At 70.6% G+C, this 18528-nt stretch carries 16 protein-coding genes; 9 read left to right on the plus strand and 7 right to left on the minus strand.

What is annotated here, in order from left to right; all coding sequences use genetic code 11:
- Nucleotides 1–244: 244 nt before the first annotated feature.
- Together PLE19_09045 and PLE19_09050 are read right to left on the minus strand one after the other, a co-directional pair.
- Entirely contained in the window at nt 245–3079 is a 2835-nt protein-coding gene (locus PLE19_09045) for a tetratricopeptide repeat protein (GenBank protein HPD15084.1), read from the minus strand.
- Nucleotides 3080–3206: 127 nt separating this feature from the next.
- The gene (locus PLE19_09050; GenBank protein ID HPD15085.1) at nt 3207–6380 is read right to left on the minus strand and encodes a glycoside hydrolase family 2 TIM barrel-domain containing protein; all 3174 of its coding nucleotides are present in this window, start codon (nt 6378–6380) and stop codon (nt 3207–3209) included.
- A 167-nt stretch (nt 6381–6547) separates the two neighbouring features.
- Here PLE19_09050 and PLE19_09055 point away from each other — a divergent pair, with 167 nt between their 5' ends.
- The gene (locus tag PLE19_09055) at nt 6548–8032 is read left to right on the plus strand and encodes a glycosyltransferase family 39 protein (protein ID HPD15086.1); all 1485 of its coding nucleotides are present in this window, start codon (nt 6548–6550) and stop codon (nt 8030–8032) included.
- Here PLE19_09055 and PLE19_09060 read toward each other — a convergent pair.
- From PLE19_09060 to PLE19_09080, 5 genes are all read right to left on the minus strand, one after another.
- The gene (locus tag PLE19_09060) at nt 8022–8822 is read right to left on the minus strand and encodes a hypothetical protein (GenBank protein HPD15087.1); all 801 of its coding nucleotides are present in this window, start codon (nt 8820–8822) and stop codon (nt 8022–8024) included. The two genes, PLE19_09055 and PLE19_09060, sit on opposite strands and share 11 nt — an antisense overlap.
- A gap of 44 nt (nt 8823–8866) precedes the next feature.
- Nucleotides 8867–10144 (minus strand): ATP-binding protein, encoded by a 1278-nt coding sequence (locus PLE19_09065; GenBank protein ID HPD15088.1) that lies wholly within the window; start codon nt 10142–10144, stop codon nt 8867–8869.
- Nucleotides 10145–10228: 84 nt separating this feature from the next.
- A complete protein-coding gene (locus tag PLE19_09070) occupies nt 10229–10459 on the minus strand; it encodes a DUF3343 domain-containing protein (GenBank protein ID HPD15089.1) in 231 nt (76 codons plus the stop codon).
- Complete coding sequence (gene yedF / locus PLE19_09075; protein ID HPD15090.1) at nt 10456–11067, minus strand: sulfurtransferase-like selenium metabolism protein YedF; 612 nt, start codon at nt 11065–11067, stop codon at nt 10456–10458. The genes PLE19_09070 and yedF overlap by 4 nt, the downstream gene beginning before the upstream one ends.
- A gap of 46 nt (nt 11068–11113) precedes the next feature.
- The gene (locus tag PLE19_09080; protein HPD15091.1) at nt 11114–12250 is read right to left on the minus strand and encodes an aminotransferase class V-fold PLP-dependent enzyme; all 1137 of its coding nucleotides are present in this window, start codon (nt 12248–12250) and stop codon (nt 11114–11116) included.
- Nucleotides 12251–12980: 730 nt separating this feature from the next.
- On the opposite strand from PLE19_09080, the gene pheA reads away from it, so the two are divergent.
- The 8 genes from pheA (at nt 12981) to PLE19_09120 (ending at nt 18506) form a co-directional block, all read left to right on the plus strand.
- Nucleotides 12981–14078 carry a prephenate dehydratase gene (gene pheA, locus PLE19_09085; protein HPD15092.1) on the plus strand — a complete coding sequence of 366 codons (1098 nt, stop codon included), beginning with the start codon at nt 12981–12983 and terminating at the stop codon, nt 14076–14078.
- An 83-nt stretch (nt 14079–14161) separates the two neighbouring features.
- Nucleotides 14162–14911, plus strand: coding sequence for a triose-phosphate isomerase (tpiA, locus tag PLE19_09090; protein ID HPD15093.1), 750 nt, complete (start codon nt 14162–14164; stop codon nt 14909–14911).
- A gap of 45 nt (nt 14912–14956) precedes the next feature.
- Nucleotides 14957–15472, plus strand: a complete 516-nt coding sequence (secG, locus tag PLE19_09095; GenBank protein ID HPD15094.1) for a preprotein translocase subunit SecG — start codon at nt 14957–14959, stop codon at nt 15470–15472.
- The gene (locus tag PLE19_09100; GenBank protein ID HPD15095.1) at nt 15469–16353 is read left to right on the plus strand and encodes a YicC family protein; all 885 of its coding nucleotides are present in this window, start codon (nt 15469–15471) and stop codon (nt 16351–16353) included. Before secG ends, PLE19_09100 begins: the two co-directional genes overlap by 4 nt.
- Nucleotides 16354–16357: 4 nt before the next feature.
- Complete coding sequence (gene gmk, locus PLE19_09105) at nt 16358–16960, plus strand: guanylate kinase (GenBank protein ID HPD15096.1); 603 nt, start codon at nt 16358–16360, stop codon at nt 16958–16960.
- Between the two features lie 20 nt (nt 16961–16980).
- Nucleotides 16981–17226, plus strand: coding sequence for a DNA-directed RNA polymerase subunit omega (locus tag PLE19_09110; GenBank protein ID HPD15097.1), 246 nt, complete (start codon nt 16981–16983; stop codon nt 17224–17226).
- A 17-nt stretch (nt 17227–17243) separates the two neighbouring features.
- A complete protein-coding gene (locus PLE19_09115) occupies nt 17244–17798 on the plus strand; it encodes a flavoprotein (GenBank protein HPD15098.1) in 555 nt (184 codons plus the stop codon).
- 24 nt (nt 17799–17822) lie between these two features.
- Nucleotides 17823–18506, plus strand: a complete 684-nt coding sequence (locus PLE19_09120; GenBank protein ID HPD15099.1) for a phosphopantothenoylcysteine decarboxylase — start codon at nt 17823–17825, stop codon at nt 18504–18506.
- Nucleotides 18507–18528 lie beyond the last annotated feature (22 nt).

An 18528-nucleotide genomic window follows, 5' to 3' on the forward strand; every position in this document is an offset into this window, starting at 1 on the left:
TCGGCTCGTGGCTCGAAGCTCGTGGCTCACGGCTCCCGTGCCTGGCCGGCAGGCAGGCACCTCCTGTTCGCGTGCGGCTCGGAGGCGGCCGGCGAAAGGATAGCCAAACAAGTAGCGGCAGGCCGCCGCACCGGTTCTTTGACAATTCGGCCTAACCTCCCGCGGGTTGGCAACCCGCGGGAGGTTGGGGGTTGGGGGTTAGCCTCCCGAAGGTATTGGAACCTTCGGGAGGTGGCTGGGCCGGCTACTTCGGGAGCAGCTTCTCGATCTTGTCGGCCTCGGGGTTGCGGGGGTCGAGACGCCGAATGGCGGCGACGGCTTTGCGGGCAGGGTCGGCGTTGCCGGCGACGGCCCAGGCCTGTGCGCGGCCGATGAGGGTGGCGAGATGCGGGGCCTCGATGGCCGCGGCGACGGCGTACTCGCGGATGGCCAGGTCCACCTGGTCGGCGGCCTCGAAGGCGCGGGCGGCGGCGAGGTGGATTTCGGGGTCGTAGGGGTCCACGTAGACGGCGGCGATGTAGGCGGCCGCGGCGTCGGCGTGGCGGCCCTCTCTGGCGAGGAGTTCGGCGAGTTGCTTCTGGGCGCGCGGGTTCGAGCCGACGAGTTCGACCTGTTCGCGGAGGGCCTCGATGGCCTGCTTGGGCTTGCCCTGCTTGAGGTAGAGGTCGGCGAGGCGCTCCTGGAGGCTCTTGCCGCCCTGGAAGAAGCGGGGGTAGAGCTTGCGGGCGGCCTCGAGCTCGGCAATGGCCTCGTCGGTGCGGCCGGCCTGCTCGGCGAGATTGGCGAGGTGGAAGGGGGCGAAGAAGTAGCCGGGGTCGGCGGCCTTGGCGGCGAGGAAGTGCTTCCTGGCCTCGTCCGGCTTCTTGTCTCTCTGGAGGGCGATGAGGCCGAGCACGGCGTGGGCGCGGGCGGCCTTGGGGTCGAGTTCGAGGGCGCGCGCCGCGGCCTTGCGGGCGTCGTCGTGGCGGCCGGCGGCGAGGCAGCCCGAGGCGATCTGGACCTGGAGGCCGGCGTTCTTCTCGTCCTTGGCCGCCTGTTCTTCGAGCTTCTTGAGGGCTTCCTTGTCGGGCGGCGGGGCCGCCATCTTGATCTGCTCGGCGTAGCGGCGCACGTAGGCGAGGGTTTCGTCGTTGAGTTGCTTCATCGTCTTGCCGGTGACCTTGGGCAGGATGTCGTCGGTCTTCCCGCCGTCGCGGTACAGGTCGAGCATCTTGACGAAGACGTCGGGGCCGCAGGTCTCCTGGAGGTAGGAGCAGATGAGGAAGGCGTGGTAGTAACAGAGGGCGACCTGGGTGGGGAACTTGGGCCGCGTGAAGCCGGTGTTGAGGTCTTCGATGGGCAGGAGCTGGTTGTTGGCGAGGCCCTGCACGAGCATGGCGTCCCACTTCACGCGCGTGTCGCCCTCTTCGAGCACGCTGAGGCCCTCGGTGAGCCAGCGGGGGATGTTGTAGCGGGTCTTCTGGAGGGTGAGGATGTGGGTGAACTCGTGGACGAGCACCTCGCGCCAGTTGAAGGCGTTGGCGGGGTTGAGGCGGCTGAGGCGGGGCGAGGGCATGGTGATGACCTGTCCGAGGCAGGCGCCGAGCGCGCTGAGGCCGGGCAGGCCCATCGTGCGGGCGGAGAACTCCTCGTGCTTGGGGTAGAGCAGCACGAGGGTGCGTTCGCCGTACTCCTTGGGCCCCACGGGGGTGACGGCGTACTTGCGCGAGAGGGTTTCGTACATGGGCTCGAGCATCGCCTCGATGTAGGGCCAGAGGATGGCGTCCTCCGCCTTGTCGAGCTTGACGAGGAAGTGCGGGGTCTCGTGGTAGACGAATTCCTTCTTCTTCAGGTCGCGGTCGAGAACGGACAGGGTGTTGTAGGCCCAGACGTTGAAGGAGTTGAGGGCGAAGGCTTTGTCGAGGAGCTGGTAGCCTTCGGATTCCTCGCCGGCGCGCAGGAGGTTCATGCCGGCCACGAAGTAGCCCTGCCAGAAGCCGGGGTCGAGGGCGATGGCCTTCTTGGCCCACTCGACGGCGGCGGGGGTGCGGCGGAGGCGCTCGCAGGCCTGGGCGAGGGTGGTGTAGAGCTCGGCGCGCCGGGGGTTGATCTGGAGCACCTGGGCGATCACCTTGTCGCGTTCGGCGGCGTGGCCCACGGCCTCGTGGTGGGCGGCCAGGAAGGCCAGGGCGTCGAGGTTCCGCGGGTTCACGGCGAGCGCGGCCTGGATTTCGGCCTGGCTGGCCTCGTGCTTCTCGTCCACCGACAGCATCATGGCCTTGAGCAGGTGGGCGAGGGGGAGGTGGGGGTTGGCCTTGAGCGCGGCGTCGGCGGCCTGCTGTGCGGCGTTGTGATTGCCGGTGGCGAGGTGCATGACGCCGAGGCCCGCGTGGGCGATGGCCAGATTCGGGTTGGCTTTGAGGGCGGCCTCGAAGCGCTTGCGGGCGAGGGGCCAGGCGTATTTGTCGAGGCAGTGGAAGGCGGCGAGCGTGAGAATCTCGGTGTTCGCGGGTTCGAGTTGCTCGGCCTGCTGGTAGGCGCGCCAGGCGCCCTGGGGGTCCTCCTTGCGCACGGCGCGGGCCACGGCGGTCAGGTCGTCGGCGGTCTTGGCCTGGCCTTTGGCGTAGAGGTCGAAGAAGAAGCTCACCTGGGCCTTGAATGCCTCGCGCTGGCCGGTGACCTCGGCGAGTTCGAGTGTGAGCAGGCGCGCCCTGGTGTGGTTCGGGCTTTTCTCGAGGGCGCGGGCGAGGAGCTTGCCCGCCTCGTCGTAGCGCCCCAGCTCGATCAGGGCGTTCGCCTGGAGGCAGAGCAGGTTGGGGTCATCGGGGGCGAGCGTGACGAGGGCTTCGGCGTCGGCCGCGGCGTCCTTGTAGCGGCCCGTTTCGAGGTACGCGCGGACGCGCAGCGAGCGGGCGTCGCGCTCGGCCGCGGCCTCGGGCTTGGCGAGCAGGGCGTCGAGTTCTTTCAGCCCCTCGTCGTACTTGCCGCCGAGAATGGCCGCCCGGGCCTTGTCGAGGGGGGGCGGCTCGCCGGCGAACGATGCGGCGGGCCAGCAGAGCAGCAGGGCGATGCGGAAGAAGCAGAAGCGAGGGGCTTTCACTTGAGTGCCTCCGAGGAGTGTGGCGCGGTTGCCGAGAGGATAGGACTGATGGGACCGGCAGGACCAGCCCAGACCGCGGCCTGTGAGGGTTCTATCGGTTCTATCGGTCCCATCGGGCCTACTCGACTCAGGCCTGAGGCGCGAGCGCTTGCTGGCTCAATGCCATCGGCGAAACCGCACTCAAGGCGACCGGCCTGAGCCTCACGGCGAAGCGCATCGCCCGGGGCATCAGGCGGTATTTCTCCAGCTCGCGCGGGCCGCAACTGTTGCTGCCGAGGCCGTTGTGGGCGTGGTCGAGGTGCAGCACGGTCTCGGCCCGCGGCACGAGGTCGTAGGTGTGTGTGGCCAGCGTCATGTCCTCGGGCGTGTTGTGCTGGACGTTGACGTTGATGAGCGGCATGCCGACGGCGAGGAGGCCGAGGCCGCCGATCGTCGTCACGGCGGCCCAACGGCAGTCGGCCTTGTTGCCGTTCTCCTGCGGCTTCACGTAGGGCACGTGTTGGCCGCTCACGGTGCCGCGCCAGACGCCCACGCGGCCGCTCTCCTTGCGGTCGCAGTAGCACTCGTGCGGCCCGAGGCCGTACCAGGCGAATTGCTCGAAGCCGGCGGGCAGGTGCATCTCCAGCCCGAAGCGGGGCAGCGGCGGGAGGCCGTCCCTCAGCGGCTCAAGGGCCGTCTCGATCACCACGTCGCCGCTGCCATAGATGCAGTAGGCGCAGGTGCAGCGGAACGGGGGCACGACTGACCAGCCGCCGAGGGTGGCCTCGACGCGCGCCCGCGCCGCCTGGCTTGTGGGCGGCATGTCCACACGCCGCGATTCGCGGGACGGGGACGTCCCGCCCACAGTGACCTCCATTGAAGTGACCCGTGGCACGAGCCGATCGTAGCCTGCGGCCCGCCATTCGTTCGCCAGGTGCTTATCGTTGTCGGTGGGCGCACGCCAGAGCTGCACCTGCGGCCCGCGGGCGAGGAGCGACAGTCCCTGCCACTCCCAGGCCGTCATCCGCCCGCGGTGGCGGTCGAAGACGATGCGGAAATCGCCGCCCGCGACGGCGATGGCGTCCTTCGTCTCCTCGATCCGGACCGCGGGCATGTCCGCGATGCGAAGGGCCGGCGCGGCGGGGGCCGCGGCGGGCAGCGGGAGCTGGGCGAAGGCCACTTCATGGCCCCGCGGCGCCCAGGGCGTGGCGTCGCGCAGCACGAAGCTCAGGTTCAGAAACTCTCCGCGTGCAGGTATGCACGCCCTACCAAGGCAGAACTCTCTGGACTCGTGGGCTGGAACGTCGAGGACGGGCAGCGTGCCCTGGGCGACGATCTGGCCATCGGCCAGAACCGACCACTGGCCCTCGAGGCTCTCGAGGGACGCGAAGTCGTTGCGGTTCACGATGCGGATCTTGCCGGCCTGGAGGTCCACGGCCTCGACGTGGACGGGCTGGACGACGGCCTTGTATTCGATGAGGCCGGTGTGCGGCACGCGGTCGGGGAACACGAGGCCATCAATGCAGAAGTTCCCGTCGTTCGGCTGGTCGCCAAAGTCGCCGCCGTAGGCGAACCATTCCCGGCCGTCGGGCGTTCGGCGGCGGATGCTGTGGTCGGCCCACTCCCAGATGCAGCCGCCGACGAGGCGGGGGTAGGTGCGGATGGCTTCCCAGTATTCCTTGAGGTTGCCCGGCCCCTGGCCCATCGCGTGGGCGTACTCGCACATGAAGTAGGGGCGCGGGTCGTCGGTCACCTTGCCCCGCTCGATCAGGCGGTCCACGTGCGGGTACATCTCGCTCTCGACGTCCAGGATGCCGGGCGTGAGGCGATGGCAATTCTTGTCCCACCGCTGCGCGCCGTCGGCGCCCTCGTAGTGCACGAGGCGGGTGGGGTCGGCCTGGTGGATCCAGCGGGCCATGGCGTCGTGGTTGGCGCCGTAGCCCGACTCGTTGCCGAGCGACCACAGGATGACGCAGGGGTGGTTCTTGTCGCGCTCGACCATGCGGATCGCGCGGTCGAGATAGGCGGCCTCCCACTCGGGGTCCTGCGAGAGGCGCGAGAGGGGCTGCATGCCGTGGCACTCGAGGTCGGCCTCGTCTATCACCCACAGGCCGTGGCGGTCGCACAGGTCGAGCAGGTACGGGTCGGGCGGGTAGTGTGACGTGCGGATGGCGTTGACGTTGTGCTGCTTCATCAACACGATGTCGCGCTCCATCAGCTCGCGCGAGACGGCGTGGCCGGTGTCGGGGCTCATGTCGTGGCGGTTCACCCCGTGGATCTTGATGGGCGCGCCGTTGACGAGGATGCGCTGGCCCTTGACCTCGATTTGTCGGAAGCCGACGGCCAGGCGCTCGACCTCCACCACGCGGCCCTGGGCGTCCCGGAGCGTGAGGAGCAGCTCGTAGAGGCAGGGTTGCTCGGCGTTCCACTTGCGCGGGCTGGCCACGGGGAGGGCGGCCTCGACAGCCACCTCCTTGCCCGCGCCGATGAGGATCTTGCCCATCACCGGCTGATCCAGCACCACGCCGCCGTCGGCGTCGAGCAGCTTCGCGGCCACGGCGTAGCCGCGCACGCCCTTGACGCCGTAGTTGCGCAGCGACACACTCACGTCGAGCCGCGCATCCTGATAGTCGTTCTCCAGCGGCGTGCGCACGCGGACGTCGAACATGTGCACGGGGGGGGTGGCCACGAGCCACACGTCGCGGAAGATGCCGCTCAGGCGCCAGAAGTCCTGGTCCTCCAGGTAGGCGCCGTCGGACCACTGGTAGACGCGCACGGCCAGGGTATTCTCACCGGGATGGACAACGGACGTGATGTTGAATTCGGAGGGCATGTGCGCGCCCTGGCTGTAGCCGACGAACTCGCCGTTGACCCAGACGTGGAAGGCCGAGTTCACGCCGCCGAAATGCAGGAACACCTGCATCCCGGCCCAGGCGTCGGGCAGGGCGAACTGCCGGCGGTACGAGCCGGTGGGGTTGTCGTCGGGCACGTGCGGCGGGTCCACGGGGAACGGGTAGCGCACGTTGGTATAGACGGGCGTGCCGTAGCCGTGCATCTGCCAGTTGCTGGGCACGGGCAGGTCGGCCCAGGCGGCGGCGTCGAAGGCGGGCTTCTCGAAACCCTCGGGCGCGGCGTGCGGCGCCGCGGCGTAGTGGAACTTCCACGTGCCGTTGAGCAGCCGCATCCAGGGCGAGAGGCCCGGCTCGCCCAGGCGCGCCGTGGCCTCGTCGGGGCAAGGCACGAGCGTGGCGTGCGCCGCCTCGCGGTTGCGGTGCAGGACGTGCAGGTTCGCCCAGTCGGGCGCGGCGGGTGCTTTGCTCATCGGGGTTCTCCGGGGCTGCGGTGCTCCTGCGGTTTGCTCACCCCCATGATTCTACTGCCGGCACGCCGGCGGTCAAGGGCGGTGAGCCGCCGGCCGTGCTTGACACCCAATGCCGCGCCCCATACCATAGGGGTCCGACGCTCGGCTCGTGCCGGAAAGGAGAGGCTGTGCCTGAAGAGGATAAGCCCGCCCCGTCCTGCCCTGTAGCGCGCGGCGCCAGGGCCTGGCTGAAGGCGAACCGCGAGTTGGCGGTGCTGCTGCTCGTGGCCGCGCTGGGCTTCTTCGGGCGCGCCTGGGAGGGCGACCTGCACGGCGACCCCGTGCACTACGCGGCCATCGCCAAGAACATCCTCTCCAGCGGCGACTGGCTGACGATGCAGGATGCGCCCGGCCTGATCTACGCGAACAAGCCGCCGCTGATGTTCTGGCTCGTGGCCGCCAACTTCAAGCTTTTCGGCCCGAGCACCTTCGCCGCCAAGTTCTGGTCGTGCCTGTTCGGCGCGGCCACGTGCGTGGTGCTGTTCCTCACGGCGCGCCGGCTCTTCGGCGCCACCGCCGGACTGCTGGTGGGCTGCGTGGCGGCGACCACGCCCGGGATGATCATGGTCTCGATGGACCTTCGGCTCGATTCGGCGGTGGCCCTGGCCGTGACCGCGACCGTGTATGCCGTGGTGCGGGCCGTGCAGGACGAGCGCCCGCGCTGGCTGCTGCTGGCCGGGGTGGCGGGGGGGCTGGGATTCATGACCAAGATGTCGGCCGGCGCGCACGTGCCGGCGATGCTGGCGCTGGCGTTGATGGTCAGCCGGCCCCGCTGGCTGCTGCACCCGTGGTTCTGGGGCGCGCTGGTGCTGGGCGCGGCCATCGCCGCTCCCTGGCACCTGGCCGTGGCGGGCCGTCACGGGCAGGAGTTCACGGGGGCCTACTTCGGGCGCGAGATGGGCCAACGCCTCGTCGTCGGCGGCCATCTGGCCAGGAACTTCGCGGGGAACCTCGCGGGCCTGCTCGCGCTCACGGCGCCGTGGGGCCTGCTGGCGGCGGTCGCCCTCTTCCGCTGGCGCAAGGCGGGCCCCCGCGAGCGGTGGGGCCTGCTCCTGGCCGTGCTGTGGATCGCGGAGGTGCTGGTGACCGCCGCGGTGCCGCCGAAGCGCTACGACCGCTACGTGGCCACGGCATTCCCCGCCGTGGCCCTGCTGGCGGGTTGCGGCCTGGCCGCGTTCATCCCCGAGAGCGTCCGCGAGCGGGTGCCTCGTGTGGTGCGCACGCTCGCTCTCATGCAGGCGGTGGCGTTGGCCCTCTACCCCGGGCTGTTGCACACGTACTCGTGCCGGGGATTCGTAGACGCGCGCGACCTGCTCGATAAGGTGGAGCCGGGCACGTCGCTCGCCGGCTTCATTCCCGAGGCGCGTTTCGAGGATCCTGAGGGCGAGAAGGGGCCCTGGGGCCTCCGCTCGAAGGCCACCTATTACCTCGACCGCACGGTGCGCTTCTACACGAAGGCCGACGACCTGCTGCGGTCGCCCACGCGCTTCGCGGTGACCCGCGAGCGCTACGTGCCCGAGCTCACGCGCGCCGGCTTCGAGCTGGTGCTCGACCTGGACGAGACGTACCGCCTGCTGTTGCGGCGGGCCGCCCCCTCGCCGCCTACGCCGTGAACGCGGGGGCCTCGCCGGCCAGCGCGCGCCGCAGCCACTCCACGGTGTCGAGGCCCAGGTCGCACAGGCAGCTTGCGAGGAAGATGATCCCCTCGATCCGCCCCTCGCGCAGCCAGACCAGCCCCTGCCGCACCTGCCCCTGGAACAGATCGAGCGGCATCGGCTTCCGCTCGCCATAGTCCCACAGGTAGCACCCCAGCACCTTGCGGGCCGAGGGGGCCAGCGCCTCGAGCTGCGCGAAGTTCTCGGGCAGGGCCGGCAGGTCGCGGGCGCGCCAGGTCCAGAAGGTCACCACGTCGCACTCGGCCAGGTGGGCGCGCACGGGCAAGTGAAGCTGTTGCGCGTAGAGCACCACCCAGAGGTCCAGCGGCCGCGCGGCGGCGCGCAGGCGCTGGCGGAAGCCTGCGAGGTCCCGTGGCGTGTAGCGCCCGATGGCGCCCGCCGCGTCGGGCTCGTGGAAGAAGTCGTCCATGATCGCACCGCTCACGTTCGCGTGCTCGCCCGCCAGGCGCAACACCTCGTCCAGGTCAGTCTTCTCGTCGTTCCGCTTCGAGGACGAGTCGCCGACGATGGACCAGACGACGCGGCGCAGGGGGCGGAAGGCCCTGGCGTGCTGGTCGAAGGGCGGCTCGGGCTTGCCCTGATACACCACCATCACGAGGTTGGGGATTCCCAGGTAGAAGGCGGCCTCGGCGGGCGTCATGCGCGACGGCCCTGGCAGGCCCCAGTGCTCGTTGTGGCTGCCGGCCTCGTGGCCCCAGAGCCACAGCGAGTCGCGGAGAGCGGTCACGGCATCGGCCTCCTCCCGTCGGGTTGCTCCGGCGCCTGGAACGGCTACAGGAGTTTGGTCAGGCGCACGCTGTTGCCGGCGCCCAGGTACTCGAGGCGGTCCACCGAGCGGGCCATGAGCGCGATGCCCAGCTTGCCCAGGCTGCCGCGGCTCTGGCGCAGGCGCTCCGGCGCCACCGGCTCCTCCTGCCGGGCGCGCTCGAGAGCCGGGCCGAAGTCGAAGCCGCGCCCCTCGTCGGTCACCGTGACCGACACCTTCTCGCGGTCCAGGAGGAAGACGACGTCAATGCACTTCTCGCGCTCGTAGCCGTTGCCGTGGCGGGCGGCGTTCTCGAGGGCCTCGGCGAAGGCGTTGGCCACGGCGGCCGCGGCGGCGTCGGCGAGCCCCGACTTCCTGAGCAGGCTCGCCCCCAACTCGCCGGCCCGCTGGAGGTTCTCCTTGCGGGTGCGGAACTCGAAGTGCGTCTGGTGCAGCAGCACTTTGCGGTCCTCGGGATACCGCGCCAACTCGGCCTCGCTCAGCGCGAACAGCTCGGCCACCTCGAACGGCTCCACCAGGAAGTCGTCCTCCCACACCTTGAAGTCCTTGCGCGTCTCGATGTCGGTGCCCGTCCAATAGAGCTTGATGACGGGCACGATGCTCTTGCCCTTCTCGGTCTTGACGGCCCACAGGAAGTCCTCGGAGCCGGCCATCGGGTCCTCGAGGATGATGAGGGCGGGCTGGATCTCGTCGAAGTGATGCAGGGCCTCCGTGCAACTCGTGACGATGTGGAAGCGCCCCCTCGGCGCCGCCAGGCGCATCTTGGTGATGTCGGTGAAGCGGTTCTCTTCGGGGGCGATCATCATGATGTGGCGCCGGGCCGGCGCGGCGCCCGCCGCCGGCTTGGGAGGGCCTGGGGCGGGTCTGGCCGGCGCGGCGGCCCTGGCCGCGGGAGGCTCATAGCGGCGCTGCCCGGGCGGCCCGCTCAGGAGGTAGCGAGCCACCGCGTCGCCGTCGGGCAGGCTCGGCAGCACGTGCAGGAGGCCCAGGAGCTCGAACGTGGTCTGCACGTCGGCCGTGACGTTGACCAGCACCAGGTCGCGCGCCTCCTGATGAAGGAGGTTGTGGTAGTTGAGGATGGCGCCGATGGCCGAGCTGTTGGCATACAGCACGCGGCCGAAGTCCAGAACCACATCCCCGCGCCCCTCGCGATGGAGCGCGCGCAGCGTGCTCTCGAACGTCAGCACGGTCGAGGCATCGAGGAAGCCGCCGAGCAGCACCCAGGCTACGGGCAGCTCCTCGCCGACGGGGGGACGCTGGACCTGGACTTTGAGGTGCGGCATTGGCTCCTCCGGCGGACTCTTCCTCCCCCCGATGATTGTAGAGGCGTGCCCATGCCGAGTCAAGGTTCGACTCGCCTGGCCGCCTCACGGCCGCCAGTCGTCGAGCACGTGCAGCGGCGGAGCGGGGGCCAGGGCGTCGAGCGCGCGGGCGCGATCCGCGAGGGCGATGGTGATCGCCATGCCGCAGTTGGCGCTGATCTCCCGGGGCACGGGCACCAGGTCGGGCCTCAGCCCCGCCGCCAACAGCGCCTTCTCGGCTTCCAGCACGTGATGGATGGACTTGAAGGTGAGCAGGACCCGCGCCTCGCGCCTCATGGGGTGATGATCTTCGCGGCACGATTGAGGCGGGTGACGATATCCAGCATGTCCACCACCCCGCCCACCCGCACCTTGTCGAGCTTGCCGAAGAAGTCGAGGCACGTGCCGCACGAGACGACCTCGACGCCCTTCTCGGCCAGCTCGCCGAGCGTGGCCAGTTCCTCCGAGCCCTCGGTGGTGAGGTGCACGCCGTTGTTCACGCAGATGATCTCGGCCGGCAGGGGGTCGGCGCTCTTGAGCGTCTTGAGGAACGCCTTCATCAGGATGCGCCCGAGCCGGTCGTCGCCGAGGCCCAGAACGTTGTTCCTGATGAACACCGTGGCCCGGCCCTTCGGGAGGCCGGCCTCGCACGGCTCCGCCTGGGCCAGGGGAACCTCCTCGGCCGGCGCCGGCGGGGTGGAGATGGTGAGCCGGTACTCGCCGGAGTCGAGCTCCTCCGACACCACCTGCGCCCCCAGCGCCCGCGCCATGCGGGTGACGTTGGTGAGCGTGGCCGCGTTGTTGATGAGGGCCTCGAAGACGGACTGCGGGTGGGCCGCGATGGCGTTCCGCGTGCGGATGACGGGCTCGGGACACGCCAGGTTTCGGAGATCGAGCGTTTCCATGGCAGACCACCTTTCACGGGGACAAGGGACGGCCACGCCGGGGCAATCACGACCTCCGGCCGACCACGGCCCGCACAGAACGGATGACCAGCTCCATCTCGTCCGCGGTGTTGCCGAACCCGGGCGACAGGCGCACAACCCCTGCCGGCAGCGTGCCCAGGTGCCGATGCGCGGCGGGAGCGCAATGGAGCCCGGGACGGCACAGGATGCCGTGCTCCGCCTCGAGAGCGGCCGCCACCCGATCGGGGGGCAATCCCTCGACGCGGAAGCTGGCGACCAGGGCCGACCCGTCGGCCGGGCTGTACACCCGCACGCCCGGAATGCGGGACAGGCCCTCCAGGAGTTGCAGGGCGAGGCGGCGCGTGTGCTCGCCCAGGAGGCCGTGGGCCTCGAGGTGTTCGAGGCCGCCCCGCAGCCCGGCAATGCCGTGGAGATTGGGCGTGCCCGCCTCATAGCGGTCGGGGCGGAACGTGGGGTGCTCGGTCAACTCGCTCTGGCTGCCCGTGCCGCCCTCGAGCAGTGGGGCCACGTCGTGCTCGGGGCTGATGTAACAGGCGCCGACGCCCATGGGGCCCAGCAGGCCCTTGTGGGCAGAGCAGGCGAGGAACGAAATGCCCTCGTTCGCCACGTGGATGGGCAGCACGCCGGCCGTCTGAGCGGCGTCGCTCAGGATCGCCGTGCCGGGCAGCGCCCGGGCGAGCGCGGCCACGTCCTGCACGATGCCATTCACGTTCGAGGCGTGGGCCACCGCCACCAGCCGATAGCGGCCGGCGAGCCGCGCAGCGGCCTCCACGATGACCCGCCCATAGGCGTCGGCTGGCAGCGCTTCGACCCGGATGCCTCGCTCGCGGGCCAGCCGGCTCAGGGGCCGCATGACGCTGTTGTGTTCCAGCGGCGACACGCCGACGCAGTCCCCGGCCCGCAGGAACCCCTTGAGCACCAGGTTCAGCCCCTCCGTGGCGCCGCGCGTGAACACCAGATTGGCGGGGTCCGCCACGCCCAGCAGGCGCGCGAGGCGCGTCCGCGCATCGAAGATCACCCGCGCGGCCTCCAGGGACGCGCGGTGACCGCTGCGGCCCGGGTTGGCCGCCAGCTCGTCGAAGAGGCGCACAGTCTCCCGGCGAACGGCATCGGGCTTCGGCCACGAGGTGGCTGCATGGTCGAGGTAGATCACGGGCCTCACGTTGCTCCCCGGTGCCATCGGCAGGGCAGGCGCTTCTCCGCGCCGCCCCTCGAGCGGAGCCGAACCGCCAACCCTCAGTATGCCTAAGCATCTGAGCACTGTCAAGGGCGCGATGGGCGAACGGGTGCGGGCCGGAACTGTAGGCAGGGTGATTGTCTCTGGATCCTGAAGGGCTCGCCTGGGATCGCCGATGGCAACGCCCTGGGTTCAGCGGGGTCCACGGGTCCAGCCCTGAAGGGGCGAGATAGAAGCTCTCGATTCCGCCCTGTCAGGGCTGCCGCGGGGCGGTCTGGTTCCCAGGGCGTTGCCCTGGGCTATCCTATTTCGCTCCTTCGGAGCTCCCGCAGCCGCCCACAATTCCGGCCCGCACCCATGGGCGAGCCGCAGAAGGCAGGTGGCCGTAGGGCACAGGTGCCCCCGTCAGTGGAGGACATTGCAGGCGGCCTGTGGCGGACTTGCGCGCGCGGGCGCCCCGCGGGGTGGCAATCGTCCCTGGTTGCGCGGGGCGGGCGGGATGCTTGCCGCTACACCCGACGGCGCAAGCGAGCCCGGCCCGAGCGTTGGCGATGGGCCGTTGCGCGCAGGCCCGCAACTGCATCCGGAGCGGGAGGAGGCAGGAATTTTGCTTGACTCTCCTGCCCCTTGGTGAGTACAATAGTTATTTCGCGGATGTGAGATCTGCCGCCTGGTGCTTTTCCCGCGGAGGCAGAGCGTGGAAGAAGCCTCGCCCTTGCCGAGCCAAGAGTCCCCCTCCATCGCCCAGTTCCGCCGCCGGATCGATGAGATCGACGCGCAAGTCGTCGATCTGCTGAACCAGCGCGCCCGTGTGGTGGTGGAGATCGGAGCCCTCAAGCGCCGGAACAGCGCACGCATCTATGACCCGCTGCGGGAGGGCGAGGTGCTGCGCCGGGCCTGCGAGCTGAGCCAGGGGCCGCTGCCCGACGGGGCGCTGCGGGCCATCTTCCGCGAGATCATGTCGGCCTGCATCGCGCTCGAGCACCCGCTGAAGGTGGCCTATCTGGGCCCCCAGAGCACCTTCACCCACCTGGCGGCGCACGCGCGGTTCGGCAGTTCCGTGGAGTACATCCCGAACCGCGATATCGTGGGGATCTTCCGCGCGGTGGCCAGCGGCGCGGCCAACCTGGGGGTCGTCCCCGTCGAGAACTCCATTGACGGCGGGGTGACCGACACGCTCGACGCCTTCATGAGCTACACGGTGCAGATCTGCTCGGAGCTCCTCATGGAAGTGCACCACTGCCTCATGGCGCCGAGCCACGACACGGTGATCGAGCGGATCTACTCGAAGCCGCAGGTCTTCGCCCAGTGCGGGCGCTGGCTCAGCGAGCACTATCCCGACGCGGAGCTGATCTCGGTGTCGAGCACCACGCGCGCCTGCGAGGTGGCCCGCCAGGAGCCGAAGGCCGCCGCCATCGCCCACTCGGCCGCCGCCACCGCCTACGGCCTCACCGTGGTGCACAAGAATATCGAAGACATGGCCCACAACGTCACCCGCTTCGTGGTCCTCGGCAAAGAGGCCTGCCCGCCCGGCGACCGGAACAAGACCTCGCTCGTCCTCTCCGTGGCGCATCGGGCTGGCGCGCTCGTCGAGGCCCTCGAGGCGTTCCGGGCCGACGGCATCAACCTCACGCGCATCGAGTCGCGCCCCTCGAAGCGCAGCCCCTGGGAGTACTACTTCTTCGTGGACGTCGAGGGCCACCAGGAGGACCCGCCCGTGCGTCACGCCATCGAGCACGTGCGCAAGGCCTGCAACTACCTCCAGGTCCTCGGCTCGTACCCGATCGCGGACACCACCGTGTCCATCGACTAGCGGCGACGGCCCCGCGGCGGGCCGCCGACAGGCCCTGGCCACTGCCGCCCCGGCGCGCCGGGGCACCAGCCTGGGAGAAACGAATGAGACGACTGCTGATGGCCGGCAACTGGAAGATGCACCTGGACCTCCGCGGCGCGCTGCACCTCGCCACCGGGCTCAAGCGCGAGCTCGCCGACCTGGCCGACCGCGATGTGGTGCTGTTCCCGCCCTTCCCGTTCCTGGCCGACGTGTGCGACGTGGTGGAGGGCTCGAGCATCGAGGTGGGAGCGCAGAACGTTCACCCCGAGGCCCAGGGCGCCTTCACCGGCGAGGTCTCGGCGCCCATGCTCGCCAGCGTGGGATGCCGATGGGTCATCGTCGGCCACTCGGAGCGCCGCGACCTGTTCGCCGAGAAGGACGCCTTCCTGAACCAGAAGCTGCGCGCGGCCCTCGGCGCCGGCCTGCTGCCCATCCTGTGCGTGGGCGAGCACCTCGACGAGCGCGAGGCCGGCAAGGCCCGCGCCGTGGTGGAGGGCCAGGTGCGCGCCTGCCTGAGCGGCTTCCGCGCCGAGGAGATGGAACGGATCACCGTCGCCTACGAGCCCGTGTGGGCCATCGGCACAGGCAAGACGGCCACCCCGCAACAGGCCAACGAGATGCACGGGGTCATTCGGGCCCTGCTGGGCGAGCTGTTCGGCGCCCCCGTGGCCAGCGCCACGCGCATCCTCTATGGCGGCAGCGTGAAGCCCGGCAACGCGAAGGCCCTGATGGCCGAGCCCGACATAGACGGCGCGCTGGTCGGCGGCGCGAGCCTCAAGGTCGAGGAGTTCGTCGCCATCGTGCGGGCCTGACCGCCTCGCCGGCCCCGGCCCGCCGCAACGCAAGGAGTGCTTCGGTTGAAAGAGGTCTTCGTCACGCTGCTGTGGATCATCTTCGTCATCGACTCGGTCCTCCTGGTCCTCATCGTCCTGCTCCAGTCGGGCCGAGGAGGCGGCCTCTCGGGCATGCTCGGCGGGGTCGGCATGGCGGAGTCCGCGCTCGGCCCCAAGAGCGGCCTGCCCCGCATCACCGGGGTGATGGCCGGCATCTTCTTCCTCGCCGCCATCCTCATCGGCATCGTCTCGCGCCCGCGCCAGATCGCCGACCATACCAGGCCCAAGGACGCCAAGACCGCGCCGGAGCAGCCAGCCGCGCCCGATACGAAGGCCGCGCCCGACGCCAAGGCTGCCCCCGAAACCCAAGCCACGCCCGAGGCGAAGGAGGGCGAGGCCGCCAAGGAGCCGCCGGCCAAGGCCGACACGCCTGAGGCCGGGAGCGCCGCGAAGCAGAGCCCGCCGGCCCCCAAGACCGACGAGGCAGCGCCCGCCAAGAGCGCACCAGGCACGGCCACCACCCCCGGGGCTACGCCGTGATACGAAGCATGACCGGCTATGGCCAGGCCCGACGCGAGGCCGACGGGCGCGTGATCGCCGCCGAGGTCCGCTCGGTGAACGGCCGCTATCTCAAGGTCTCCACGCGCCTGCCGCACGAGTTCGCCGCCCTCGAGCGCGACCTCGAGAAGCTCGTCCGAGCCCGGGTGGCCCGCGGGTCGGTGGACCTGACGGTGCGGGTCGAACTCACGGGCGCCCGAGCCGCCCGCCCCGTCAACAGCGAGGCTCTGGCCGCCTACCTCGCCGAGCTCCAGAAGCTGGGCGAGCGGCTGGGCGTGCAGGTCTCCGTGTCGGCCGACGCCATCGCATCGCTGCCCGGCGTCCTCGAACCCGAGGAGATCAGCGAAGCCGAGGCCACCGCCCTCGCCGGCGCCGTGACCGCCGCCGTTTCCGCCGCCCTGGATGAGGCGGACCGGATGCGTCTCGCCGAGGGCGAGAACCTCCGCGCCGAGCTTCTCGGGCACTGCGACGCCATCGAACGCCTCGTAGGCGAGGCCGAGGAGCGGCAGCCTGCGAGCCTCCAGGAGCATCAGCGCCGCCTCGTCGAGAGGGTGAACCGCATGCTCCAGGGCACCGGGATCGCCGTGACCGAGGAGAACGTGGCCCGCGAGGCCGCCATCTACGCCGACCGCTCGAGCATCTGCGAGGAGATCGCGCGGGTGCGCTCCCATGTCGCCCAGTTCCGCGAGGCACTGGGCCAGGACGAGCCGGTGGGGCGTCGCCTCGAGTTCATCGCCCAGGAACTCCACCGCGAGGTGAACACCATGGGCGCCAAGGCCGCCGACGCCACCCTGTCCCGGCAGATCGTGGCCCTGCACGGCGAGGTGGACAAGATTCGCGAGCAGGTGTCGAACATCGAGTAGAGCCGTGGCCGAGAACCCCGGGGCGACACAGGCGGACAAGCGGCGAGCCGGGAAACCCCGTGGCCGCCTCATCGTGCTCTCGGGGCCGGCGGGCGCGGGAAAGACCACCGTGGCCGAACGCCTGTGCCGCGAGACCGACATCCGACGTGCGGTGACTGCCACCACCCGGCCGCCGCGCCCCGGCGAGGTGGACGGCCGAGACTACCTGTTCCTGGCGGAGGACGAGTTCCTCCGCGGCGTGGCCCGAGGCGAGTTTCTGGAGCATGCGCGCGTGCACGGCCGGCTCTACGGCACGCCGCGGGCGCCCGTCGAGCAGGCGCTCCGCGCCGGCGAGACCCGCCTGCTGGTGATTGACGTGCAGGGCGCGATGCAGGTGAAGCAGCGTTGCCCCGACGCCCTGCTCATCTTTCTCGACGCGCCCGACGGCGCCCTGGAGCAACGCCTGGCCGGGCGCGGCACCGAAGCCGAAGACGAGCGGCGGCGCCGCTGCGAAGCCGCCGAGGCGGAGCGCCGATACAAGGAACATTATGACCATTGCGTCGTCAACGACGACCTCGACCGCACTGTGGCCGAACTGCGAGCCATCCTCGCACAGCCAAGAGCCTGACGCCTGGAGGCAAACCGTCAATGGATGAATCAAGAATCGATCGTCTCGCCCGCAAAGTCGGTGGCCGGTTCAAGCTCGCATCGCTCGTGATGAAGCGGCTGGTGGACATCAACCGCGGCTCGCAGCCGCTGGTCGAGCCTGAGGGGCCGAACATGCTGCGGTCGGCCCTCAAGGAGATCGAGCTCGACCTCGTGCGCCTCGTGCCCCGGCTCACCGCGCCCGAGGAAGTGGCCGACGCCAGCACCGACATCGTCCAGGACGAGTAGCCGCCAGGGAGCGCCGCGTGGCCAGCGACCCGTTCCACTCGCGCGAGATCGTCGTCGGCGTCGCCGGCGGCATCGCCGCCTACAAGGCGGCCGAGCTCGTCTCGCGCCTGCGCCAGCGCGGGGCCAGCGTCACCGTCGTCATGACCGAGGCCGCCACGCGCTTCGTCCAGCCCCTCACCTTCGCCGTCCTCAGCGGCCGCAAGCCGATCACCGGCCTCTTCGACGCGCCCGAACACTACGAGGTCGAGCACGTGGCCCTGGCCGACAAGGCGGCCCTCGCCCTCGTGGCCCCCGCCACGGCCAACGTGCTGGGCAAGCTGGCCGCCGGCATCGCCGACGACGCGCTCACCACCCTCCTCATCAGCTTGCACTGCCCCGTGATCCTGGCCCCGGCCATGAACCACCGCATGTGGACGCAGGCCGTCGTGCAGCGCAACGTGGCCGCCCTGCGCGCCATGGGCTACCGCCTCGTGGAGCCGGCCGAGGGCTGGCTCGCCTGCGGCGAGAAGGGCGTGGGCCGCCTCGCCGACATCGAGGCGATCCTGGCCGCCGCCGAAGCGGCCCTCCGCTGACGCCTGCCGACCGGGGAAGCTGCCATGCGCCTCCTCGTCACCGCCGGCCCCACCCGCGAGTACCTCGACGACGTGCGCTTCCTCAGCAACGCCTCCAGCGGCCGCATGGGCTGCGCCATCGCGCGCGCGGCCCTCGCGCGCGGCCACCAGGTGGCCCTCGTGTGCGGCCCGCTCGAGGTCCCCCCTCCCCCCTGCGACATCTGCCGCGTCACCACCGCCGCCGAGATGCTCGAAGCCTGCGTCCGCCTGCTGCCCGCGGCCGACGCCGTGCTCATGGCCGCCGCGCCGGCGGATTTCCGCCCCGCCGAACGCGCGGCGGGCAAGATCAAGAAGGCCCACGCACCCCGCACGCTCCGCCTGGAGCCGACGCCTGACATCCTGCGCGAGCTGGCCCGCCTCCGAACCGGGCAGGTGCTCGTGGGCTTCGCCCTCGAGGCCCACGACCTCGAGCGGAACGCCCGCGAGAAGCTCCGGGCCAAGGGCCTCGACCTGATCGTTGCCAACTCGCCGCAAGCCATCGCGGCGGAGCGCTCGACCGTGCGCCTCCTCTACCCGGACGGCTCCGGGGAGACCCTCGAGGAGGCGCCCAAGGACGCCATCGCCGCCCGCCTCCTCGAGGCCGTCGAGCGCCTGGTCGCCGCCCGCAAACGGGCGCCTCTCCAGCCTCCCCCGTGCGAGAGCGGCCCCTCTTCAGCCCAGCGGGCTTGATCCGTGTGGACTCCGCGCGGTA

The sequence above is a fragment of the Planctomycetota bacterium genome, assembly GCA_035384565.1.
Taxonomy (GTDB): domain Bacteria; phylum Planctomycetota; class PUPC01; order DSUN01; family DSUN01; genus DAOOIT01.

What these genes read in the sequence shown, in the direction of transcription:
- PLE19_09050 (HPD15085.1), bottom strand. Translation starts at nt 6,380, where the DNA reads ATGAGCAAAGCACCCGCCGCGCCCGACTGGGCGAACCTGCACGTCCTG.
- PLE19_09065 (HPD15088.1), bottom strand. Translation starts at nt 10,144, where the DNA reads ATGCCGCACCTCAAAGTCCAGGTCCAGCGTCCCCCCGTCGGCGAGGAG.
- PLE19_09070 (HPD15089.1), bottom strand. Translation starts at nt 10,459, where the DNA reads ATGAGGCGCGAGGCGCGGGTCCTGCTCACCTTCAAGTCCATCCATCAC.
- yedF (HPD15090.1), bottom strand. Translation starts at nt 11,067, where the DNA reads ATGGAAACGCTCGATCTCCGAAACCTGGCGTGTCCCGAGCCCGTCATC.
- tpiA (HPD15093.1), top strand. Translation starts at nt 14,162, where the DNA reads ATGAGACGACTGCTGATGGCCGGCAACTGGAAGATGCACCTGGACCTC.
- PLE19_09110 (HPD15097.1), top strand. Translation starts at nt 16,981, where the DNA reads ATGGATGAATCAAGAATCGATCGTCTCGCCCGCAAAGTCGGTGGCCGG.
- PLE19_09120 (HPD15099.1), top strand. Translation starts at nt 17,823, where the DNA reads ATGCGCCTCCTCGTCACCGCCGGCCCCACCCGCGAGTACCTCGACGAC.